The following is a 21,650-nucleotide window of genomic DNA, read 5'->3' as shown; positions in this document are numbered from 1 at the left end:
CGTCATCTGCGTCGTGGCGTCGCGGCAATGATGCGCTCGAACGCCGCGACCTGCATGTCGGTATCCAGCACGCCGTCGAGCCCATGCTCGACGGCGTAGCCGTATCGATCCCGCCCGCGCTCGACGATCGCTTCCTCCAGCACATCCCCGCGCGCCCACAGAATGTCCCGCTTCGCACGGGAGAGTCTGCCAAGCGCCTTGAACATGCGCGCGCAGTGAAACCGCCGGCAGGTCCAGGGTGCGCGGCCATGGATCGCGCAACCGCTGTCGCGCAGATACACGCAATGACCGGTACGGGAATCGCGCTTGAGCGCCGGTACCCGCTGCCCCGGATACAGCGCGCTTTCAATATATTCGAGATCGTAGAATTCCAGATCGTCCCCGGCCTCGGGCCGCAGGATCACCTGGTCGGTCTTGCAGCATTCGGTGCACCCGCCGCAGGGGATCGCATTCTGATCGGGCTTTTCGTCGGTCATCCTCTTGCTCCGGTCCCGCGCGCATCCATGCCCGCTCGCTATCCATAGCCCTCACAATCGGCATTAGATTGTTCGCTATTGGCGAATATAGTTTGTTGATAGCTAATAGCATCGCGCATCAGAAGCGTTTCGACAAGAAAACGTGCGCCAGCGGCGAAAGCCGATTGAGGGGAGGAACCATGACCAAGCCACGTCCGAATTCATATCGTCGTGCCATAAGCGGCCTGACGTCCACAGCATCGCTGGCCGTCGCGCTCGCGTTCGGCACCCCGGCTTTCGCGCAGGAAGCGGACGTACCGGTCGAGGCGGCAAACGAGGCTGAGGCACCGGGCGAGATCACCATTACCGGCACGCGCATCTCCGGATTCACCGCGCCAACCCCGGTAACCACCGTCAGCAAGCTGGAACTGCAGGACAAGGGCGTGCGCAACCTCGCCGACCTGATCTCCGATATCCCCGCGCTCAAGGCCAATCAGAACACCGGGACGTCGAGCCAGCCGATCGGCGCCAGCAATCTCGATCTGCGCGGCCTCGGCCCCAACCGCACGCTGCTGCTGGTCGATGGGCGGCGCTTTGCGGCAACCGACCCGTCGGGCGGCGTGGACATCAACGTCATTCCGGTCGGCCTGATCCGCCGGATCGACATCGTCACCGGCGGCGCGTCGGCGGCCTATGGTTCGGACGCCGTGTCGGGTGTCGTCAACGTGGTGCTCGACGATCGGTTTGAGGGGTTCAAGGGCGATGTCCAGTACGGCGTCTCCACCTATGGCGATGTCGAAACGCCCGGCGCCTCGCTGACCGCAGGCCGCGCCTTTGTCGACGGACGGCTCCATATCGTCGCCTCTGCGGACTATTTTCGCAATGGAGGGCAACTCGCGCAGGAAAGCCGTCCCTGGGCGCGGGGCGATTATGCCGTCCTCACCAACCCCGCTTATCCGGGCACGCCCGGGGCGCCGCGCCAGCTGATTCTGCCCAACGCGCGCTTTTCGCAGATGACGTTTAGCGGCGTCACCGCGCGCAACAGCATCGCCGCGCTGCGCGGCATCCAGTTCGGACCGGGCGGCACGGTACTCCCGTTCAACTACGGCACGACCGTGGGCAACGTCTATATGTCCGGCGGCGACGGCGCATCGCTCGCGGCGACCTCGAACATCCTGCCGGTGCTCGAGCGCATGTCGGGTTATGGCCGCATCACCTTCGATGTCAGCGACACTATCAGCATCTATGCCGATGCGCTGGTTTCGCGCGCTGACATCTTCTCGGACGGCACCACTGCGACCGACAATGGCAACCTCGTCATCCGCCGCGACAATGCCTTCCTGCCCTCCCCAATCCGCGACATTCTGATCGCCAACAATCTGAACGATTTCCGCATCGGACGCGTCGCGGGCGAGGACGGGGCGTTCACCAACAGCGTCGACAATACGGTCCAGCGCTATGGCTTCGGCATCGATGGAAAGATCGGCGCGAGCTGGAAATGGAACGCCTTCGTCCAGCTCAGCCGCAACGATTATTATCGCGAGGACGGCAACAACCGGAACGAGGATCGCTGGCTGCTCGGGATCGACAGCGTCATCAACCCGGCGACCGGCCAGCCGATCTGTCGCGCGCTGCTGAACAACCCCAATCCGACGGCGGCGCAGGATCCCTATGGGAATATTCGCGCGTGTATCCCGATCAATCCGTTCGGCGCGGGATCGATCAGCCAGGCTGCGCTCGATTACTATAAGGGCACGGCCGTGATGATGGCCCGCCAGCGGCAGGACGTCTATGCGGTCAGCCTCGAAGGGTCGGTGTTCGACACCTGGGCCGGTACCGTGTCGCTGGCGGTGGGCGCCGAATATCGCTCCGAAACGGTGCGCGCCGATGTCGACGACGTGTCGGTGCGTCGCCGCTGGAAGACCGTCAACCCGCAGCCGCTGAGCGGAGAGCTCGACGTCAAGGAGGCCTTTGCCGAGGTGGTCGTCCCGTTGTTGCGCGACTCCGGTCTGGGCAAGCATCTCGACATCAACGGCGCGGTTCGCGTCACCGACTATTCGACCAGCGGCAGCGTGACGACGTGGAAGATCGGTGCGAACTACACGCCGTTCGACGATCTGCGGCTGCGCGCCACCTATTCGCGCGACATTCGTGCGGCGAACATCAACGAGCTGTTCTCCGGCCAGTCGCAATTCTTCAACAACATCACCAATCCCGACACCAATCTCGTCCGAAACACGCTGCAACTGACCGGCGGCAACCCCAACCTCACGCCCGAACGCGCCAAGGCGCTGACGGCGGGTGCAGTCTATCAGCCGTCCTGGGCGCCGGGGCTGCGGCTTGCGGTCGATTATTATTCGATCGATCTCAACAACGCGATCACGTCGCTGACCGGCCAGCAGATCGTCGATGGCTGCCTCATCCGCGACCAGGCCGATCTTTGCTCAGCGATCACCTTCAACGGCAATGTCATCGAAGCGGTCGAGGCGACGCTGATCAACGCCGCGGGTGCCAAGAGCAGCGGTGTGGATATCGAGGCCAGCTATTCGATGCCCGTTGGCGGGGGGCGGCTCGAAACACGCGCGCTGGTCAATTATGTGGAGGAACTGTCGATCACCGTGAACGGCGAGACGACCGACTATGCGGGCCAGACCGGTACCACCGGCACGATCGGTCCGGCGGGCGGCATCCCGAAATGGCGCGGCATCCTCTCCACCACTTATCGCGACGATCGCGCATCGGTTGGCGTCGCGGTGCGTTATGTCGGCGGCGGCTTGCTCAACGTCAGCTTCGAGGAAGGCGTCGATATCGACGACAATGACGTTCCGGCACGCGCCTATGTCGATTTGAACGCCTCCTATCGCATCACCCCCAACGTCCAGATCTTCGGCAGCATCGACAATCTTCTGAACCAGAAACCGCCGCTGACGCCGAACGCGATTACCGCGCCCAGCTATGCCTCATCGGTCTTCTACGATCGCGTCGGGCGGTTCATGACCGTGGGCGCGCGGTTCAGCTTCTGATCCCCGCCTCGGCGAGGAGCGTGCGATCGATCAGGCGATCCAGTTCGGGACGGGTGCGCGGTGCGCGCCCGTCCTGAGCCGCCAGCCAGCGCTCCTCCGCCACCATCGTATCGAGCAGGGCCGGAGCGAGCGTCGCGGGAAAACGGTGGTGCGGCCAGCCCGCCGCGACCAGCTCTGCGGGAAACCCGCTGCTGGCAGCGACCAGCGGCCACACCTCGCCAGGGCGCTCCGCGCTGATCCGGCATGACAGGACGAGCGCGCGCATCAACGCGACCAGCGCGGCGCGACGCACCGGGTCCGCCAGCGCGGCGGCGGTGGTGTTGAGATTGTAGAACTCGCGATACACGTCCGGATCGGCGAAGGTGACGGCATCTGCGCCAAGCGCGCGAACCGCCCGCTCGCTTTCCGGCTCCCAGATCGCGATCGCATCCACGCGTTGCTCGATCATCGCCTTCGCCATGTCCCCGGGGCGCAGCGCGACGCGGACGATATCGGCGTCGCCCAGGCCCACATGATCGAGCATTCGGTGCAGGAAGAATGCGGCGGACGTCCGTTCGAAAATACCGACGCGCTTGCCCGCCAGATCGGCGACGCGGGTGATCCCGGCTGAGCGCCGCGCGACGATGCGATAGACGCCCTCGGTCACCGTCATGACGATGCGCAGGTCCGGATTGGCGACCGACAGGCGCAGCAACTGCGTCTCCGCCTGCCCCGCCGCGTCCGCGCGACCGGGGAAGCTGTCGATCGCCCCGGCGACCGGCCCGTCGATCAAATTCGGCACACCTCCGCCGGAAACGACGACCCGTCCCGCGCCCATCGCCCCGGCCGCATGAAGGATCGGACCGACTTCGAGCACATCGGGCCGTGCGGCAATCCGAAGAGGACCGCTCGCGACACCATGCGGAGCCACTGGTCGCGACGCGCAGCCAGTGGCAAGCGTTGCCCCCGTGGCGAGTGCCGCACCTGTCAGCGCCCTTCGTGTCCACAAATTCGGTCGCGGGTCCACAATCGCCATGCCCCAAACACTCCATGTCCCAATCGCAGTTTGTGTTTATAGCATATGTTGTTCGTTAATAGCCAATTTGAGGGCGCGAGCGATCGGGAGTGCCGACAACTGGCCGTCTTGCGCGCGCGGCCTTTTTGCGCAGCGGAAATAGGGTCCACGCCACCAGGACGGGTCGATGTTTCAACCAGCAAAATGGGACAAACCATCTATGGCGATTTAACAAAAAAGGGTGGTGAACTATTTGAAAATTGCTTCGTCGCGACCGTATAACGCGCGAACCAGACGATTCGCAGTTCAGCTGATCTGGTCAGCGCGCGTTACGACCTCAGTTTCAACATCAAGTCCAAAAGGGGAGCGATTATGGACCCATTTATTGGCCAGATCATCATGTTCGGCGGCAATTTCGCACCACGTGGCTGGGCGTTCTGCGACGGACAGATAATGTCGATCGCGTCGAACACAGCGCTGTTCTCGATTCTCGGCACCACCTATGGCGGGAACGGCCAGACAACGTTCGCATTGCCGGACCTTCGCGGTCGCTCGCCGGTCCATCCGGGGACGGGACCCGGCCTGCCCCCTGTCGCGCTCGGGCAAATGGCTGGATCGCCCACGCATACCTTGACGACACTCGAAATGCCGATCCACAATCACAGCTTCCATGGCGAATTGGCGAACGCAGACAAGCAGACGCCGCAGGGCAACATGCTGGCCTTGACCCCGGGCACTCCGATCTACGCTGCGCCGGTCCCTGCCGACGACCGGACCATGGCGCCGACCTCGATCGGAATGGCCGGCGGCAGCCAGCCTTTCGATCTGCACAGCCCCTATCTGGCCGTGAACTTCATCATCGCACTGTTTGGCGTTTTCCCCTCGCGGAACTGACGAACAACGCAAACCGCCCGGTCGATCACGACCGGGCGGCAAAGCGTTTGAATTCAAGCAAATCCCGGCAGCGATCATGAAATATGATCCCCTGCGCGCAGCTCTCCTGTCCGCAGGGTCAGATCATCGCCCGGATCGAATCATCAGCTGAGATAATAGGTGGTATTTTCAAGCGTCGGGCTGGGGATGAATTGCCCACCCGCAGTCTCTTTCGCATCCAGTTCGATCAGCAGCGGGCGCTGATAGTTCGGCTTGGTGTCCCGAATAGCGTCCTGCGCCGCTTCCAGTTTGATTTCGCTCGCCATCGCTTAGATTCCCCTATGCCAGTGGTTGTTCAACCAGATATCCAGAGTGGTCAACGCACGCAAATTGTTTCTTTCCGGTGCCTTAGCTAACCATAGATCGCCGTCGTCGAATATAGAGTTCAACATTTCAACTTGTGCCAGAACGGCACCGCGATCGACGATGTCGTCCAGCGCAGCGGGGATCGCATCGACATCGATCGCAGGGAGTCGCCTGTCGCGCCCGAAGTAGCGGATACGCCCCATTTCTTTGCGCTCCTTCCACAGGATTTGATCCGGAACGGTACCGTTACAGGCGCGACGGTGGAGATATCGGCCCCATTGCCGGTGGCGCTTTTCGATGGATGGCGTGGCGAGAAACCGGGCGATCAACGCACGATCGAGCATCGGCCAGCGATAGTCGATCCGATAGCTCCCCGCCATCAGACTGCAGCCCTCAAGCCGTCCGATCAGCGCCGTCCGGATCGCGGGCTTCGCCAGGAGATGGCCGTTGAGCGTGCGCGCCTGACGATAGGCCGCCACATTGGCTTCATGATGACCGGTCAGGCCATAGTCTTCGATGACCTCGCGACGCAGGATGGTCCGGGCAAGCCTGGGCGTGCCGCCCCCCGGCACGGTTCTCCGCGTCTTCGGCAAGCCCGTGCCGAACATCGCGACGGCACGGGCAGCGCGCGTCGCCATATTGCCGGGCAATTCGTTGAGGAGCTGCGCATATCGACCGGCGAGAAAGAGTTCGCGAGTCAGAAATTCCGCCTGGCTCGTCACAATCTCATCGCCGCCAAATCCGGACAGCAAGGTTCGGATGCCGGCCGCCTGACACCGTTCGAAGAACGGCACATGAAGCAGGGCATGATTATGCTCGGGCGGGTAGCCGAGAACACGGTTCGCCCGTTCATATATCTCGGTTTCAGGCTGGTACGCCGGGCGGGCCAGGACATAGTTGTCCTTGATGCCGCAGTGCATGGCGAGATCAAGGATATAGCCCGGTTCCCGCTCCATGTGACACAGGCTGAAGCACGGCAGATTCGCACCCCCACCGGGCAACTGGCCAACCGCATGGGCGATGATCGTCGCACTGTCGATGCCGCCGGAATTCTCCGCGCCGATCCGCCATGCGCTGCGAAGCCGGGCCTCGACGGCGCGGTGAAAGGCGTCGCGATAGGCGTCGACCCGGCGTGCATCGCGCCGCCAGATCTGGGGCGCGCTGTCCTCGAACCCGAAATATCGCACGGGTTCCGCAGCGCCTTCACGGGCTACCGAAAGGATGTGCGCGGGAGGCAATTTTTTGACCTGCGCATAAGCGGTGTTCATCCCGTCCGCGGACTCGCCGATCAGGAAGCGCGCCATCCATTCCCGCGACGGTGCGGCGTCGAAACGGCGTAACACGGGATAAACCGCCGCCGTACTCGCGAAAACGAACAGCTCGCGACTGAGATGATAGAAAAAGGGTCTGACCCCCAGCGCGTCGCGCGCGCAAAAGGCGGTGTGCCGGGCGGGGTCGTAAATCAGAAAGCTGAAATCCCCCTCGATTCGATCGGGGCAAACCTCGCCCCAGGCCCGGTGCGCGGCAAGCACGAGTTGCGGATCGGTCAGATCTGCGCGAAGTTCCAGGCCCAGCTGCACGCAAAGTTCCGCGCGATTGTCCAGCCGGATCCAGCCGACGATTACGCGCCCGGTGTCGGCACAAACTTCCGGTACGGTTTCATGCTTCGATTCCGGGGTGTTCCAGGTCAGCGCCTGCACCAGCAGCGCTCCATCGCTCTGCCACGCGCCCGTCCGGTCGGCCTGGTCGTAGGGCGTGAGCGCCGCCAGCAGCGTCTCCGCCCCCGCATGGTCCCGCGGGTCGGCGCGGCTGTCGCGCATGATGATCCCCGCGAACATGGCCTAACCGACGATCGTCACCAGTCCCTTGTCGACCAGCTCCTGGACAAAATGCGTGACATCCTGGTCAACCATGTCACCGGCGCCGATCGCAAACTCGGCTTTGACGTCCGCGATGATCTCCCCGACGCTGCGATCCTGTTCGAGCATGGTCCAGATGTGCGGGCCGATACCGGAAAGTCCGAAATAATGGCCGCTTTCCACATCGAGCATCACCGTTTCGCCATCCATCATCGATGCCAACAGTCTCGGCCTGCGCCGCAATATCGTATCCGTCCTCAACACGCCGTCTTGCCCCTCACATGGTTCTCGGCGATCCCGTTTGGTCGAGATAGCCAAAACGCTCCATCACCGCGCCGTGCGCGGCGACGATCCGGTCAATCTGTGCACGGGTCAGCGTTGTTTGCCAATCGCCGACCAAGCCTTTGCGAAAAAAGCGAGAACTTCGCGGATTTCGCTCGCGGAACGGCTCCTCGTCCTCCTGCGCCCTCAGGCGTTCGAAGGTCGAGAATTCAAGCGCCCTCGCAATCGCCTCGGGATCGGTCGACAGGTTCAGGAAACGGGCCGCCAGCGAAAAGACCCGGTGCGTATCCGTCTTCATGTCCTCGTAGCGAAGCACATGGGTTCGGATGTCGGGATTATCGACCCAGCTGCGCACATGGTCGGACCAGGTCAGCATTCGCTGCTCGATCTGCGGCTTCGGTTTTTCACTGTCATGGGGCGCCATGTGATGGTCGGGATCCTCCATCTTCGCGATGGACTCGTCGATCGAGCAATCGTCATGATGGGCGTAGGAGATTGCAACGTCGAGCGGATTGCGGATCAGATAGAGCGCCCCGGCCGTCGCGTCGGCATTGACGATCCACTGGTCGTCATCCACCCGATGGCAGGCATCGTGAATCTTGTGATAGCTGAATGTGCGCAACTGCGCCGACGTAAAGCCGTAAACAGCGGGACGCAGCCGTGCGATTTCATCACGGTCCAGGTCGGCGGTGTCGAACCCGAGCATCTCGTCCATCCAGGCGCGCGAACTCGCGATGCCGGTGCTGCTTAGATCGTTGATCGACGCGGGAGCGTCGGCTTCACCATTCAGATTGCGAATGAAGGCGCGGAACCAGGTGTTGCCCGATTTGGGATAGGAAGCGAGCCAGAACAACCGTGCCGTCATCCCGCTCCCCCACGGCCCGACAGATCGGTGAGGATGAAGTCCGCGAGTCCATCGATATCGAACCCGACGCGCGGCCGGGATATCTGGGCCAGGGGAACGGTCCCGGCCAATGCGCTGCATTGCTGCAAATGCCACGGCCCCAGATCCATGCCCTTCAGGAAGCGGTAGCGATAGCTGTTGGCGCGCAATGCCTGGAACTTCTCGATTCCCTTGATCTCATCGATCGCAAAGTGATCGCGATTCCAGGGCTTCAATATATAGATTGCCGCGATCGACGCCGGGTCGGTCCGGAATGCGTCGCCGATCGGCAGGTCGAACTTGGCGATGCTGGGGCGAATGCGTTGCAATCCCGCAATGTCGATCCCCAACCGGCGCGCAGTCTCCTGCCAGAGTTTCAAGCGCGGCATACCCGGCACGGCGCGGCCCTGTGGATCGATGGCACACACATCGTCGGCAATGATCCGGTGGCCCCGTTGCAGCATCCGCGCCGCCAGCGTGGACTTGCCTGCGCCCGAAGAACCGACGCAGATCACGCATCGGTCCCCGACCTCGAACGCATTGCCGTGCAGCACCATCTGTTGGCGCTGCAACAACAGGGCGCCGATGCAGCTGCCGAGCATGAAGACCCGCACGCTCCCCTCGTCGGCGCCCGTTTCCGGCGCATAGGTCAACTCCCGTCCGTCGCGGATCAGGTACCGGGCAACGCCAGGAACATGAAGCCAGAGCGCATGTTCGGCCGCGTGGCAGAACGGCCCCACCTTCGGCCCTATCGCCGCGCCGTCGACGGGAACCGGCCCATGGCGGATTTCAACGTCGGCCGGTATGTCCTCTCGGTCGGACGAAAGCCCAGGCAACTGGATATCGCTAGACATTCGCAAGCCGAATAGCTTGTAGTTTTCCGGGGCAGCGTTCATCCCGCGTGCTTAAACGCGAACCGTGTCGCGACAAACATCTATTCGTCAGGCATCTATTCGTCAGGCATCTATTCGCCCGGTATCTATCCGCCCGTCACTTAGCCCGGCCAGCCCGAAAATTGCTCTTTGTCGCCATCTTCAACCGCTCGCAGAACCAGGACAGTCCCCGGTCCATGGCGCGTGCGCTGTGAAACTGCATCATCTCCCGCATCAGGGGGAGCGGAAAGGGTGGCTCCTGGATGACGAGGCCGAGCGGCGGCGCGAGTTCGCGGGCCAGCCGCTCGTGCATCAGTGCCAGCCTTGTCGTGCCGGGCAGGACCCAGGGAACTTGCGAAAAAGCGGCACAGACGACTTCGACCCGGCGCTGCTCCCCCTGCCCGCGCAGGAAATTGTCGATGAATGTCCCGTCACGTGAGACGCTGGTCGCGACATGTCCGCTCGCGAAATAGGTTTTGGCATCCAACGGGCGCTGCATCGCCGGGTTCGTCGCACAGCCGACGACGACATGCCGTTCCTCAAACAGCAATTCGCGCGGATGATCGGGGCTGAGAAACTGTTCGGGCGAGATCAGCAGGTCGATCTCGCCATCGTCGAGCATTTCGAGAATGTCCGAGCGCGGCAGGGTGATCTCGATCTGAATGTGCGGCGCTTCCTTGTGCAGCAGCCGCAATGCCGGGCCGAGCAGCACGGTGGTGATGTAATCCGACGCGACCACGCGGAACCTTCGCTGGGAATGGGCCGGGTCGAACCGCATCCCGCTCGCGAGGATAGCACGCATATTGAGCAGCGCGGCGGAGACGTCAGGGGCCAACGAAAGCGCGGCGGCGGTGGGTACCATACGCTTGCCATGCTGCACCAGAATCTCGTCCGAAAACGACTCACGCAGCCGCTTTAAAGCCGCGCTCATCGCCGATTGGGTGAGATTCAGCCGCTGGGCGGCGCGGGTGACGCTGCGCTCCTCGATCAGAACATCGAACGCGATCAACAGGTTGAGATCGAATTGATCGAGCCGCATCCATCAATTCCATTTGTGCTAAACGATAGAAACAAATCGTTATGATAAATGATCGGCTTTGACCATCCTCAATGACGAGGCGCGCTCACCGAAGCGGCGCCCATGGGAGGGTTGTCTGATGAAAAAATTGCTTCTTGCGGGGACTGCGATCCTCGTCGCCCATGCTTCCGCCGCGATGGCGCAGGAAGCGCCTGAAACGCCCGAGACGTCGACTCAGACTCAGGCGGGCGAGGAGACCGACGGGCTTCAGGACATCGTCATCACCGCGCAGCGCCGTTCGGAATCGCTCCAGCGCGCCGCAGTTGCCGTGACCGCCGTCACCGGCGACGACCTTGCCCAGTCGGGCATCACCGAAACCGCCAATCTCGGCAAGCTGGTCCCCTCGCTGGTGGTCCAGCCGACCGGCGGCACGACCAGCTTCTTCCTGCGCGGGGTCGGCACCAACTCGCAAAACTCCTTCTCGGAAAACGCCGTCGCCTTCAACTTCAACGGCGTCTATGTCGGCCGCCCGACCGCGCCCGCCGGCGTCTTTTATGACCTGGAGCGCGTCGAAGTGGTCAAGGGGCCGCAGGGCACGCTCTATGGCCGCAACGCCACCGGCGGCGCGATCAACGTGCTGCCCAAGAAACCGATCCTCGGCAAGTTCGGCGGCGAAGCGCTGCTGGAATATGGCAATTACGACAGCAAGAAGGGTTTCCTGGCGCTGAACGTGCCGCTGGGTGACACAGTCGCGCTGCGCGTCGCGGGCCAGATCGTCGATCGCGACGGCTATATCTCCGATGGCTATGACGACGACAAGGGTGAAGCAGTCCGCGCGTCGTTGCTGATCGAGCCGTCGGACCGCTGGTCGATGACCCTGGTCGCCGACTACTACAACCAGCATGGCAAGGGGGGCGGCGCCGTCCTGTTGCCCGAGGCACGCTACAGCGTTCCCGCGCTGGAGGACCGCGTCAGCGTATCCGATCCGCGCGCACATGCCGCGATCCGTCAGCTCGCCTCGACAATCTTCGCGCCGCCCTTTTGCGGTGGCGCGGGCGGCTTCGTCACCAGCGGCTGCGTTGCGCTGGCTGGCACCGACGGCTTTCTCGACAATCAATTCTATGGCGTCAGCGCGACCGTGGTCGGCGATCTCGGCTTCGGTACGCTGACCGTGATCCCTGCCTGGCGTCGGTCGGACGTGAAGTTCCGCACCTATCTGCCGGGCTTTGCGGGCGATATCACCGATCTCGCCGAGCAGACCTCGGTCGAGGTGCGGCTGGCGTCGAACGAGGACGGGCGGCTGCGTTACGTCATCGGCGGTTTCTATTTCGGCGAAAATCAGGCGACGGAGAACTATTTCCGCCAGGGTAACATCTCGACCACCCGCTTCACCCCGCGCCTCAATACCGAGAGCGTCGCCGCATTCGGCCAGTTGACCTTCGATCTCAGCGACACCTTCCGTCTGGTGGCCGGCGGTCGTTACACGCGCGAGGACAAGAAGCAGCTGACCTCGACCGCAGCGGGCGGCCTTCCCGGCCCGGTCGAGCCGCCGCTCAGCGCCCCGTTCACCGGTAGCCTGAGCTTTGAGAAGTTCACCTGGAAGGCTGGCGTGGAGTTCGACGCGGGTCCGGCATCGCTGGTCTATGCGAACGTCGCGACCGGCTTCAAATCGGGCGGTTTCTTCGTCGCCCAGCCACCGAACAACACCTTCGCCCCCGAATCGCTGACGGCTTACACGGTTGGTGCCAAGAACCGGTTCTTCGACAACAAGCTCCAGCTGAATTTCGAGGCGTTCTATTGGGATTATAAGGACCAGCAGATCACCTATGTCGGCGGCGTGCCGACCGGCAACGGGTTGTTCGCGCAAGGGTCGATCACCGTCAATGCGGGCAAGTCGCACATCTATGGCGCCGAGTTCGAGGCGCGCTTCGCACCCAGCCGCAACGACCTGTTCAACCTCAATGTCCAGTATCTCAAGGGCGAGTACGACACCCTGCTCACGGCGAATTTCTCGCCTACCGGAGCACCGGTGACCACGGGCTGCACCACATTGGGCAGCCGCGCGGCCAATCCGGGGGTCAATAATGCCCGCTTCTACGACATCGACTGTTCGGGCAAGCCGACGGTCAACTCGCCCGAATGGGCGATCAATGTCGGATACGAGCGGACGTTCGAACTGACCGGCGACCTCGATTTCATCGCGGGTGCGCGGGCGAATATCGAGAGCAGCCGGTTCATGAACTCCAACTACCGCCCCGAAGAGGTGCAGGACGGGTTCGTGATGGCCGACGCCTTTGTCACGCTGCGCAGTCGGCAGGGGTGGAGCATCACCGGCTTCGTCAACAACATCACCGATGAGGAAGTGCTGGCGCGTGCCGGCACCCGACCGATCCTCGACTTCCCGGTCGGCACGCTACGCCCGCCGCGCACCTATGGCGTCCGCGTCGGGTTCGACTTCTGATGCGCGCGTCGCTTCTGGGGCTGGCGGCTGCGGCGGCACTCGCGGCATCGCCCGCCACCGCTCAGCAAGTACCGCCCCAGGGCGACGCGTTCATCACGCTGGGCACAATGGGCGGACCGGTGGCGAGCCGCGACCGGTCGCAGCCCGCCAATGCGCTGGTGCATGACGGGCGCGTCTATCTGGTCGATGCCGGCGACGGCGCGGTCCAGCAGCTGACCCGGGCAGGATACCAGCTGCCCCGCGTGCACGCGGTGTTCCTGAGCCACCTCCACACCGACCATACCGGCGGCCTGTCGGCGGTGCTGGGGCTGCGCAACCAGACCAATGTGGCGGAGAAGATCACCGTCTATGGACCACCGGGCACGCGGGAGCTGGTCGCGGGCATGGTCGCGTCGATGCAGCCGGCGGCGAAGGTCGGCTATGGCATTCCGGGTCAGCCCTGGGCGCCGCCCGCCGATACGGTGACCGTCATCGAGCTGACCGATGGCGACAAGATGGTGGTGGACGGCATGACCGTCACCGCCGCGCAGAACACGCACTATGATTTCGCACCCGGCAGCGTCGAGGATCGCAACTACAAGTCGCTGTCGCTGCGGTTCGACCTGCCCGGCCGGTCGATCGTTTATACCGGCGACACGGGGCCGAGCGCGGCGGTCGAGAGGCTTGCCAAGGGCGCGGACCTGCTGGTCAGCGAGATGATCGACATGGCCGCGACGATGGCGGCGGTCGCGCGCAATTCGCCGAACATGCCGGCCCCGGCCAAGCAGAAGCTGGAACAGCATCTGTCGACCCATCACCTCACCCCCGAAGCGGTCGGCGACCTTGCCGCGCGCGCCGGGGTGAAGGCGGTGGTCATCACCCACTTTGCGGGCGGAACGCCCGATCCGGTCCGCACCCAGGGCTATATCGCCCAGGTCCGCGCGCGCTTTGCCGGGCCGATCACCCTCGCCAACGATCTCGACCGTTTCTGAGAGAGCAGACATGAATTCCGGCACTATTCTCGTCATCGGCGGCGGCATTGGCGGCCTGACCGCCGCCATCGCGCTGCGCGCCAAGGGCTTTACCGTCACGGTGATCGAGCGCGATCCCGACTGGTCGGTCTATGGCGTCGGCATCATCCAGCAGTCGAACGTGATCCGCGCAATGGCGCAGCTTGGGCTGATCGACGAATATGTCGCGTCCGGCGTCGGCTTTGACGCGGTCGAGATTTTCACGCCCACCGGGCAGAAGGTCGCGCGCGTGCCGACCCCGCGACTGGTCGATGGCTATCCGGCGAATATGGGGATTGCCCGCCCGGCGCTGCACAAGATTCTGGGCGACCGCACGATCGCCAGCGGGGCCAAGGTGCTGCTGGGTGTGACCGCGACACAGCTGAACGATGATGGCGACGGCGTCGATGTTACCCTGTCCAATGGCGAGAGCGCGCGTTTCGACCTCGTGATCGGTGCGGACGGCGTCTATTCTCAGACGCGTGCGATGCTGTTCCCGGAGCTCCCCGGGCCGCAGTTCACCGGACAGGCCGTGTGGCGCTACAACCTGCCGCGCCCGGCCGATCTCGACGCGCTGCAAGCCTATAACGGGCCGACCGGGGTTGGGCTGGTGCCCATCTCCGAAGATCTCATGTACATCTATGTGACGACGCCCGAGCCCGACAATCCGCGTTATCCACGCGAAGGATTGGCCGCGGTGATGCGGTCGAAGATGGCGAATTGCGCGCCCTATATCCGCGAGCTGTCGGCACTGGTCACCGATGACGATGGCGTGGTCTATCGCCCGCTCGAAGGAATGCTGGCCGAGGGGGACTGGCATCGCGGGCGGATCGCGCTGCTCGGCGACGCCGTGCACGCCACCACCCCGCATCTGGGTCAGGGCGCGGGAATGGCGATCGAGGACAGCCTGGTGCTGGCCGAGGAACTGACGCAGCACGACAATGTCGAGACCGCGCTGACCGCTTATCGCAACCGCCGCTTCGACCGCTGCGCCTATATCGTCCGCTCCAGCCTGGCGATCTGCATGGGCCAGATCGGCAAGGGCCCACCGGTCGATAATGCCAAGGCGACCCACGAGATGTTCCAGGTCGTCGCGGAACCGATCTGAGGGAAATGACATGACCCAGCACGCGACGACCCGCCATGGCGTGATCCTGATGCTCACCGCGGTGATGCCGACCATGGCGATCATCGCACTGGTCCCGGTGCTGCCGTTGTTGCTGCGCGAATTTTCGGGGGTACCGGGCGCGGCGGTGCTGGTGCCGATGGCGCTGACCATCCCTGCGCTGTGCGTGGCGCTGTTTTCGCCGGTCGCAGGCTGGCTGTCGGACAGACTGGGGCGCAAGCGGCTGCTGATTGCCGCATTGGTCGGCTATGCCGGGTTCGGCCTGTTGCCGCTGCTGCTCGACGATCTCCGCCTGATCCTTGCCGCGCGCATCGCGCTGGGGGTGACCGAGGCGATCATCATGACCGTCGCGACGGCGCTGGTGGGCGACTATTTCACCGGCGAGCGGCGCGAGCGCTGGGTGTCGATCCAGATCGCGACGGCGAGCGTCAGCGCGATCGTGCTGATCGCGGCGGGCGGCGCGCTGGGCGAGGCTTTGGGGTCGCGCGGGCCGTTCTGGCTCTATCTGCTGGCGCTCCCCGTGGCGCTTGCCGCCACGCTGATCCTGTTCGAGCCGACCAAGACTGCCGCGAGCGCGCCCGCAGCTGCGGGCAAGGCGCAGGGTATCGCGATGCTGGTCGCGATCACCTTTGGCGTCGGGATGCTGTTCTACACGCTGATCGTCCAGCTCGGGCCGGTGATCGAAGCTACGGGTATTACCTCCCCCGCCACCATCGGTCTGGCGGGCGCCGCGGCCAATCTCGGCGTGATGGCCGGATCGATGCTGTTCGGGCGGCTCAAGGGCTGGTCGGGCGAGATCCTACTGTCGATCGGGCTGCCGCTGGTTGCGCTGGGCTATGTCGGGATCGCGCTGTCGACGAGCTTTGCGCTGACCGCCGCCTGTGCGGTGGTGATCTCGATCGGCAATGGCCTGATGCTCCCGACGATGCTCGCCTGGGTGCTGCGTCGCCTGCCGCCCGAGACGCGCGGGCGCGGGACGGGTGTGTGGACCGGGTCGTTCTTCCTCGCGCAGTTTGTTGCCCCCATTGTCGCAGTCGCGCTGTCGGGCGTGCTCGGCGGCCTGTCGGGCGTCTTCCTTTTCTACGCAGCGGCGGCATCAATCGGCGCGGGCATCGCGCTGCTGCGCCGCCACCCTGTACCTCAAGGAGCATGAACATGACCAAGCCAGTCCGCCGCGTCGTCACCGGCCATGACGCCAGCGGCCGCGCGATCATCCAGGAGGATGGCGCCGCCCCGCGCGTCCAGCAGATTGGCGGGCCGTCGGGTCCGCTGTTCCACGAGATCTGGAATACGCAGCAAACCCCGGCACTGCTCGACGCTGCATCGGGCGAGCCGCATGAGGACGGCATCAAGCTCGCTCCGCCCAAGGGCGGCACGCGCATCCGCGTGCTCGACATCCCGCCCGAGAGCGACGAGATCCGCACCATGTCGCCCGAAGAGGCGCAGGCGCATTTCGCCGAGGTCGGCGCGGGTGACGCGTCGGCGCATTCTGGCACGGGTAGCCGCCATGCGCTGATGCACCGCACCGAGACGATCGACTATGGCATCGTGCTGGAGGGCGAGCTGGTCCTGATCATGGACGAGGGCGAGACGACCGTGCGCGCGGGCGACATCGTGATCCAGCGCGGCACCAACCATGGCTGGTCGAACCGGTCGGACGCCAATTGCCGCATCGCCTTCATCCTGATCGACGGCGAATTCGCGCCGGAACTGAAGCGGTAATGTTGCTGGCGATCACCGGCGCGGCGGGGTTCGTCGGCCGGGCGGTCGTGCGCCACATTGAGGCGCAGCAACCGGGGGTCGATTTGCTGCTGGCGGATCGGGAGCTGGCGGGGTTCGATGCGCACGAAACGCTTGAAGGCGATCTGTCCGACCCGGCAATAATCGCAGCGCTGACGGCGCCACGCATCGACGCGGTGCTGCACCTTGCCGCGCTGCCTGGCGGCGCAACAGAGCGCGAACCCGCAACGTCGCGCGCGATCAATCTCGGCGTGCCGCTCGCGTTGATCGAGGCGATGCGGGGTCGGCGGTTGGTGATCGCCGGGTCGATCGCGGTGTTCGGCGGCGCGCTGCCCGACCAGATGGATGATGCCACGGTGCCGACCCCGGCCAGCGTTTATGGCACGCACAAGCGCATGGTCGAGCTGGCCTTTGCCGACGCGGTACGGCGCGGCGCGGTGAGCGGCCTTGCGCTGCGCCTGCCCGGCATCGTCGCGCGCCCTGCAGCGGCGGGCGGGTTCGGCTCGGCGTTTCTCAGCGACATTTTTCACTCGGCACTGGCCGGGACGCCGCTGCGTGTGCCGGTGGCGGCGGACGCCACCAGCTGGCTGATGTCGGTCCGCTGCTGCGCGACCAATCTGATTGTCGCAGCGCTCGGCGAACGGACGGCGCAAGACGCGGTGACGCTTCCCGCGCTGCGCGTGACCATCGGCGATCTGGTTGCTGAACTGGCGCGCCATGGCGATGTCTCGGGCATCCGGTTCGAGGAGATTCCGGCGACGCGCGCAATGTTCGGCAGCTATCCCGACCTGGCCACCCCGCGCGCCGATACGCTTGGCTTCCGGCATGATGTCAGCCTGGCGGAGCTGGTCGAGGCGGTGCTTGCCGACCTCTGACCCCCTCGCTGCCTTCCGCCTCGACGGGCGCACCGCGCTGATCACCGGGCCGGTGCGCGGGATCGGGCTGGCGATAGCGCACTTGTTTGCGGGAGCCGGGGCGCGGCTGGTCCTGGCCGACATCGATGTGGCGGCGTGCGATGCGCTGGCCGAAGAGCTGGGCGGCATTTCGATCCCGACCGATGTCGGCGATGCGGCGGCGATCGCGCGCCTCGCGGAACAGGCTGAGACGCAGGCGGGCGGCGTCGACATCCTCGTCTGCAATGCCGGGATCGCGGGACAGGCGTCGCCGCTGCACACGATGGACGAGGCGGAACGCGAGCGGCTCTATGCGATCAATCTGCTCCACCCGCTCCGCCTGACGGGCCATATCGCCCCGGCGATGGCGGCGCGCGGCCGGGGCAGCATCGTGCTGCTGTCGAGCATCGCCGGGCTGCGCGGCAATGCGATGCTGGGCCATTATGGAATGACCAAGGCGGCGCTGGCACAGCTGGCGCGCAACCTTGCGGTCGAATGGGGGCCGTCCGGGGTGCGCGCCAATGCGATCGCGCCGGGACTGATCGAAACCGACTGGGCGGGCGCGATCCTGTCGAGCCCGGAGCGCGCCGCGCGACGGCTGGGCATGACCCCGTTGCGCCGCGCCGGATCGCCGGACGAGGTTGCAGCGACCGCGCTCTACCTCGCCAGCGATGCGGGCGGCTTCACCACCGGCCAGACCATCGTGGTCGATGGCGGGACGCTGATCTCGGACGGGAGTTAACCCTTCACCACAAGCTGATCGATCGCGCCGAAGGGCGACGCACCCTCCCCTGCCCGCATCGCGACGCGGCTGCCGAAGGACAGGAACGGCGTCTTGGGCGCGCCATGGGCGATCATCTCGATCGCGCGGCGTTCGGACAGGCAGGTCGATCCGACCGTTTCATGTTCCGCATTCGACACCGTGCCCGAACCGATGATGGTGCCGGCGGGCAGCGACCGGGTGCGTGCGGCATGGGCGATCAACTCGTGAAAGCCATAGCCCATTGCCGCGCCATTGGGGCTGCCGAACCACTTCCCATCGACCTCGACCGTCAGCGGCAGATGGACGCGCCCGTCGCGCCAGGCATCGCCAAGCGCATCGGGCGTCACCGCGAACGGTGCGACGCTGCAGGCCGGCTTGGCCTGCACCCAGCCAAAGCCGGTCTTCATCTCGGGGATCGCAATCGCGCGCAGCGACCAGTCGTTGATCAGCACCACCAGCCGGACATGGGCCAGCGCCTCATCGGCCGAACACCCCATCGGCACATCGCCGGTGATGACGCCGAACTCGCCCTCGAAATCGATCCCATCGGCTTCGCTGGGCAGCGGCACGTCGGCGGTCGGGGCGATGAATGCGTGGCTCATCCCCTGATACATCAGCGGCAGGTCGGTCTCGATCGGCGCGTGGCCGAAAGCGAGCTGCATCAGCGCGCCGTGATTGGCGAAGGCCGATCCGTCGAGCCATTGCCACGCGCGCGGGAGCGGGGCGGCGAAGTCGTCCGGCTGGACCGCCTCGCCGCTCTCCGCTGCCTGCGCCGCGGCGGTCAGCGCGCCCTGTGCCGCATCCCAATCGTCGAGCGCGACCTGAAGCCTCGCATAGCCCGCGACTGGCGCAACCCGCGCGCCGTCGCGGCTGACCGCTACCAGCGTCCCGTCGCGCCCGCCGCGCCGCAGCGTTGCGAGGCGCATCAGGACAGCTTCCCGCCGAGCGTGTCGGCGAACCAGTCGGCGATATAGTCGCGACCAAAGCTCATATTGTCCGCGCCGACATGCTCGACCCCGCCCTCGCGGTCGGTGAACAGCTTGAGCTCACGACGCGGCGAGTTGATCAGCTGGTCGTAGCAATCCTGCGCATAATCGACGCTGATCTGCCGGTCCTTCGCGCCATGGGTGACGAGGAAGGGAACCTTCACCCCGCCCATATGGCCGTTGAGGTTCATCTCCTGTGCCTTGGCGAGGAAGTCGTCCATGTCCTTGGCACCAAACGCCCAGATGACGTGCGCCCAATAATGCGGAACGGGATTCTCGCCTTCGCGCTTCAGCCGCTTCTGCTGCACCTCGGCCCAATTATGGTTGGCGCCCCAGCACGCGCCGCTGGAGAAGCGGGGTTCGTAGGCGACTGCACGCGGGGCGAAATGACCGCCGAGCGAGATGCCGGTCATGCCGATCCGCTTGGGATCGACATCGCTCTGGGTTTCCAGCCAGTCGACCGCCTTGCTCGCCCAGGTCTCGCTGTGCGGATCGACGGGCAAGTTCTGCAGGCGCAGCGCCTCGCCGGTGCCCGGCTGGTCGACGCACAGGGTCGAGATGCCGCGCTTCGCCAGCGCCTCGGGCAGGCGCGACCAGTAGAGCAGCTCCTTGCAGCTATCGAGGCCGTTGCAATAAACCACCACCGGATGCGGTCCCGGCCCTTCGGCGCGGGTGTAGAGTGCGGGCATGGTGCCGGTGGCCAGCGGGATTTCGACGCGCTCGCGGTTGATCGATCCCAGCCGGGTCGAGCGCGCGAAGGCGTCGAGCGCGCGGGCATAGGTCTCGGCGCGGCCGGGGTGACCATGGCCCTGCATCCGCTCGGCCACCAGCAGGTAGAGCGAAGCACGTTCGAGCTTGTCGGAGGCGGAGAAGCCGCGCCCGGCGGCCTCGTCCTCGTCCGCGAGGCCGATCAGCTTGTCGCCCATCTCGACCCATTTGGCCATGAACTGCGGCGTGCCCGCGTCCGATCCCGATGCGGCGGCGTCCTTGATCGGCTGGCACATGTCGACGATCTCGCCGATCCGCCCACCGCTCTCCAGCGCGATCGCGACCGACAGGTTCCAGATGTAATTCGGGAAATATTCGAACAATGCCATGGTTCAGGCCTCCGCCGCCTGGAACAGGCCCGCATCGGGCTCGGGATGCGGCATGGTCTGCGGGCCGCCGACACCGACGCCCCACTGGTCCATCACTTGCGGACCGGGGACGTGCACCTGGTCGACATGATTGTCGAAATCGACCTCCTCCAGCTCCGAGGTATATTCGACGGCAAAGCCGCTCGGCGTGGTGAAATAGCTGAAGGTATTGTTGCCCGCCGTGTGCCGCCCCGGACCCCAACGGATGTCGGTGCCCTTCTTCCGCAGCCGGCTGATCCCGCGCATCATGTCGTCCACCGTCAGCATGTCATAGGCGACATGGTTGAGGCACGCCGGCCCGGGCAGGATCGCGATGCGGTGATGCGCGCTGTTGCAGCGCAGGAAGCACATGAAATCGCCCAGCCAGTCGCTGACACGGAAGCCGAGCACATCCACGAAGAATTTCACCATCGCCTGATGATCGGGCGAGTGCAGCACGATGTGACTGATCTTCTGCGGCACGCCGTCCCAGCGCTGCATCTCGCGGCTCGATCCACGCGCGACATCGCTCGAAATCTCGAACGGCAGACCGTCGGGCGAGAAGAAGCGAAAGCCATAGCCGCCGCCGGGCGCCGTCAGGTCGCGCGGGGCGTGGATGATCTGGCACCTTGCCGCCTGCACCTTCGCATGGAGCGCGTCGACATCGGCGCGGCTGTCCGCCGCCAGCGCGATCACGTCGATCCGCTTGGAGTCCGCTGCGCGCAGCCGGACGACATGATGCTCGTCATGCCCCTGCGCCTTGAAATAGACCATGTCGTCATCCGACGGAACCGGCTCCAGCCCCCAGACATCGGCGTAGAAGGCGCGCTCTTCCTCAAGCGCCGTGACGGCATATCCGACATAGCGGATTTCGCTTACCCTGCTCATACATCCTGCTCCGAAATTGATTGCGCCTGACCTACCGCCAACCGGGAGCATTGAAAAACTTATA

General features: G+C 64.8%; 20 protein-coding genes. 9 read left to right on the top strand and 11 right to left on the bottom strand.

Annotation, left to right across the window (positions count from 1 at the left end):
• Positions 1-2: 2 nt before the first annotated feature.
• Entirely contained in the window at positions 3-476 is a 474-nt protein-coding gene (locus FPZ54_RS17840; protein WP_145849158.1) for a YkgJ family cysteine cluster protein, read from the bottom strand.
• A 179-nt stretch (positions 477-655) separates the two neighbouring features.
• On the opposite strand from FPZ54_RS17840, the gene FPZ54_RS17835 reads away from it, so the two are divergent.
• Positions 656-3,478 carry a TonB-dependent receptor plug domain-containing protein gene (locus FPZ54_RS17835; protein ID WP_145849157.1) on the top strand — a complete coding sequence of 941 codons (2,823 nt, stop codon included), beginning with the start codon at positions 656-658 and terminating at the stop codon, positions 3,476-3,478.
• Here FPZ54_RS17835 and FPZ54_RS17830 read toward each other — a convergent pair.
• A complete protein-coding gene (locus FPZ54_RS17830) occupies positions 3,468-4,334 on the bottom strand; it encodes an ABC transporter substrate-binding protein (protein ID WP_239019631.1) in 867 nt (288 codons plus the stop codon). The genes FPZ54_RS17835 and FPZ54_RS17830 overlap by 11 nt on opposite strands.
• 510 nt (positions 4,335-4,844) lie before the next feature.
• On the opposite strand from FPZ54_RS17830, the gene FPZ54_RS17825 reads away from it, so the two are divergent.
• Positions 4,845-5,366 carry a phage tail protein gene (locus tag FPZ54_RS17825; RefSeq protein WP_186456829.1) on the top strand — a complete coding sequence of 174 codons (522 nt, stop codon included), beginning with the start codon at positions 4,845-4,847 and terminating at the stop codon, positions 5,364-5,366.
• 143 nt (positions 5,367-5,509) lie between these two features.
• Here FPZ54_RS17825 and FPZ54_RS19985 read toward each other — a convergent pair whose 3' ends face one another.
• From FPZ54_RS19985 to FPZ54_RS17800, 6 genes are all read right to left on the bottom strand, one after another.
• Positions 5,510-5,671: a hypothetical protein gene (locus tag FPZ54_RS19985; protein ID WP_186456828.1), complete on the bottom strand. Its 162-nt coding sequence runs from the start codon at positions 5,669-5,671 to the stop codon at positions 5,510-5,512.
• 3 nt (positions 5,672-5,674) lie between these two features.
• Complete coding sequence (locus FPZ54_RS17820; RefSeq protein ID WP_186456827.1) at positions 5,675-7,411, bottom strand: asparagine synthase-related protein; 1,737 nt, start codon at positions 7,409-7,411, stop codon at positions 5,675-5,677.
• A gap of 141 nt (positions 7,412-7,552) precedes the next feature.
• Entirely contained in the window at positions 7,553-7,783 is a 231-nt protein-coding gene (locus FPZ54_RS17815; RefSeq protein ID WP_239019830.1) for a PqqD family protein, read from the bottom strand.
• A 64-nt stretch (positions 7,784-7,847) separates the two neighbouring features.
• Positions 7,848-8,705: a sulfotransferase domain-containing protein gene (locus tag FPZ54_RS17810; protein ID WP_222428326.1), complete on the bottom strand. Its 858-nt coding sequence runs from the start codon at positions 8,703-8,705 to the stop codon at positions 7,848-7,850.
• Positions 8,706-8,713: 8 nt separating this feature from the next.
• The gene (locus FPZ54_RS17805) at positions 8,714-9,475 is read right to left on the bottom strand and encodes a phosphoenolpyruvate carboxykinase (ATP) (RefSeq protein WP_186456826.1); all 762 of its coding nucleotides are present in this window, start codon (positions 9,473-9,475) and stop codon (positions 8,714-8,716) included.
• A gap of 250 nt (positions 9,476-9,725) precedes the next feature.
• Positions 9,726-10,646: a LysR family transcriptional regulator gene (locus FPZ54_RS17800; RefSeq protein WP_145849151.1), complete on the bottom strand. Its 921-nt coding sequence runs from the start codon at positions 10,644-10,646 to the stop codon at positions 9,726-9,728.
• Between the two features lie 118 nt (positions 10,647-10,764).
• Here FPZ54_RS17800 and FPZ54_RS17795 point away from each other — a divergent pair, with 118 nt between their 5' ends.
• Genes FPZ54_RS17795 through FPZ54_RS17765 form a run of 7 tightly spaced genes read left to right on the top strand, consistent with a single transcriptional unit; the run spans position 10,765 to position 18,576 of the window.
• Positions 10,765-13,086, top strand: coding sequence for a TonB-dependent receptor (locus FPZ54_RS17795; protein ID WP_145849150.1), 2,322 nt, complete (start codon positions 10,765-10,767; stop codon positions 13,084-13,086).
• Positions 13,086-14,057, top strand: a complete 972-nt coding sequence (locus FPZ54_RS17790; RefSeq protein ID WP_145849149.1) for an MBL fold metallo-hydrolase — start codon at positions 13,086-13,088, stop codon at positions 14,055-14,057. The genes FPZ54_RS17795 and FPZ54_RS17790 overlap by 1 nt, the downstream gene beginning before the upstream one ends.
• 10 nt (positions 14,058-14,067) lie before the next feature.
• Positions 14,068-15,183: an FAD-dependent oxidoreductase gene (locus FPZ54_RS17785; protein WP_145849148.1), complete on the top strand. Its 1,116-nt coding sequence runs from the start codon at positions 14,068-14,070 to the stop codon at positions 15,181-15,183.
• Between the two features lie 10 nt (positions 15,184-15,193).
• Entirely contained in the window at positions 15,194-16,354 is a 1,161-nt protein-coding gene (locus tag FPZ54_RS17780; RefSeq protein ID WP_145849147.1) for an MFS transporter, read from the top strand.
• 2 nt (positions 16,355-16,356) lie between these two features.
• The gene (locus tag FPZ54_RS17775) at positions 16,357-16,923 is read left to right on the top strand and encodes a cupin domain-containing protein (RefSeq protein ID WP_145849146.1); all 567 of its coding nucleotides are present in this window, start codon (positions 16,357-16,359) and stop codon (positions 16,921-16,923) included.
• Complete coding sequence (locus FPZ54_RS17770; RefSeq protein WP_145849145.1) at positions 16,923-17,816, top strand: NAD-dependent epimerase/dehydratase family protein; 894 nt, start codon at positions 16,923-16,925, stop codon at positions 17,814-17,816. Before FPZ54_RS17775 ends, FPZ54_RS17770 begins: the two co-directional genes overlap by 1 nt.
• Positions 17,803-18,576 (top strand): SDR family NAD(P)-dependent oxidoreductase, encoded by a 774-nt coding sequence (locus FPZ54_RS17765; RefSeq protein WP_239019630.1) that lies wholly within the window; start codon positions 17,803-17,805, stop codon positions 18,574-18,576. Before FPZ54_RS17770 ends, FPZ54_RS17765 begins: the two co-directional genes overlap by 14 nt.
• Here the strand turns inward: FPZ54_RS17765 and FPZ54_RS17760 are convergent.
• Genes FPZ54_RS17760 through FPZ54_RS17750 form a run of 3 tightly spaced genes read right to left on the bottom strand, consistent with a single transcriptional unit; the run spans position 18,573 to position 21,586 of the window.
• Positions 18,573-19,523 carry a fumarylacetoacetate hydrolase family protein gene (locus tag FPZ54_RS17760; RefSeq protein ID WP_145849144.1) on the bottom strand — a complete coding sequence of 317 codons (951 nt, stop codon included), beginning with the start codon at positions 19,521-19,523 and terminating at the stop codon, positions 18,573-18,575. The genes FPZ54_RS17765 and FPZ54_RS17760 overlap by 4 nt on opposite strands.
• Positions 19,523-20,680 carry an alpha/beta hydrolase family protein gene (locus tag FPZ54_RS17755; RefSeq protein WP_145849143.1) on the bottom strand — a complete coding sequence of 386 codons (1,158 nt, stop codon included), beginning with the start codon at positions 20,678-20,680 and terminating at the stop codon, positions 19,523-19,525. The genes FPZ54_RS17760 and FPZ54_RS17755 overlap by 1 nt, the downstream gene beginning before the upstream one ends.
• Before the next feature lie 3 nt (positions 20,681-20,683).
• Positions 20,684-21,586, bottom strand: a complete 903-nt coding sequence (locus FPZ54_RS17750; RefSeq protein ID WP_145849142.1) for a VOC family protein — start codon at positions 21,584-21,586, stop codon at positions 20,684-20,686.
• Between the last annotated feature and the right edge of the window lie 64 nt (positions 21,587-21,650).

The sequence above is a fragment of the Sphingomonas suaedae genome (assembly GCF_007833215.1).
Lineage (GTDB): Bacteria > Pseudomonadota > Alphaproteobacteria > Sphingomonadales > Sphingomonadaceae > Sphingomonas > Sphingomonas suaedae.
The sequence above is the reverse complement of the archived record's forward strand: the minus strand, read 5'-3'. Positions and strand labels throughout refer to the sequence as shown.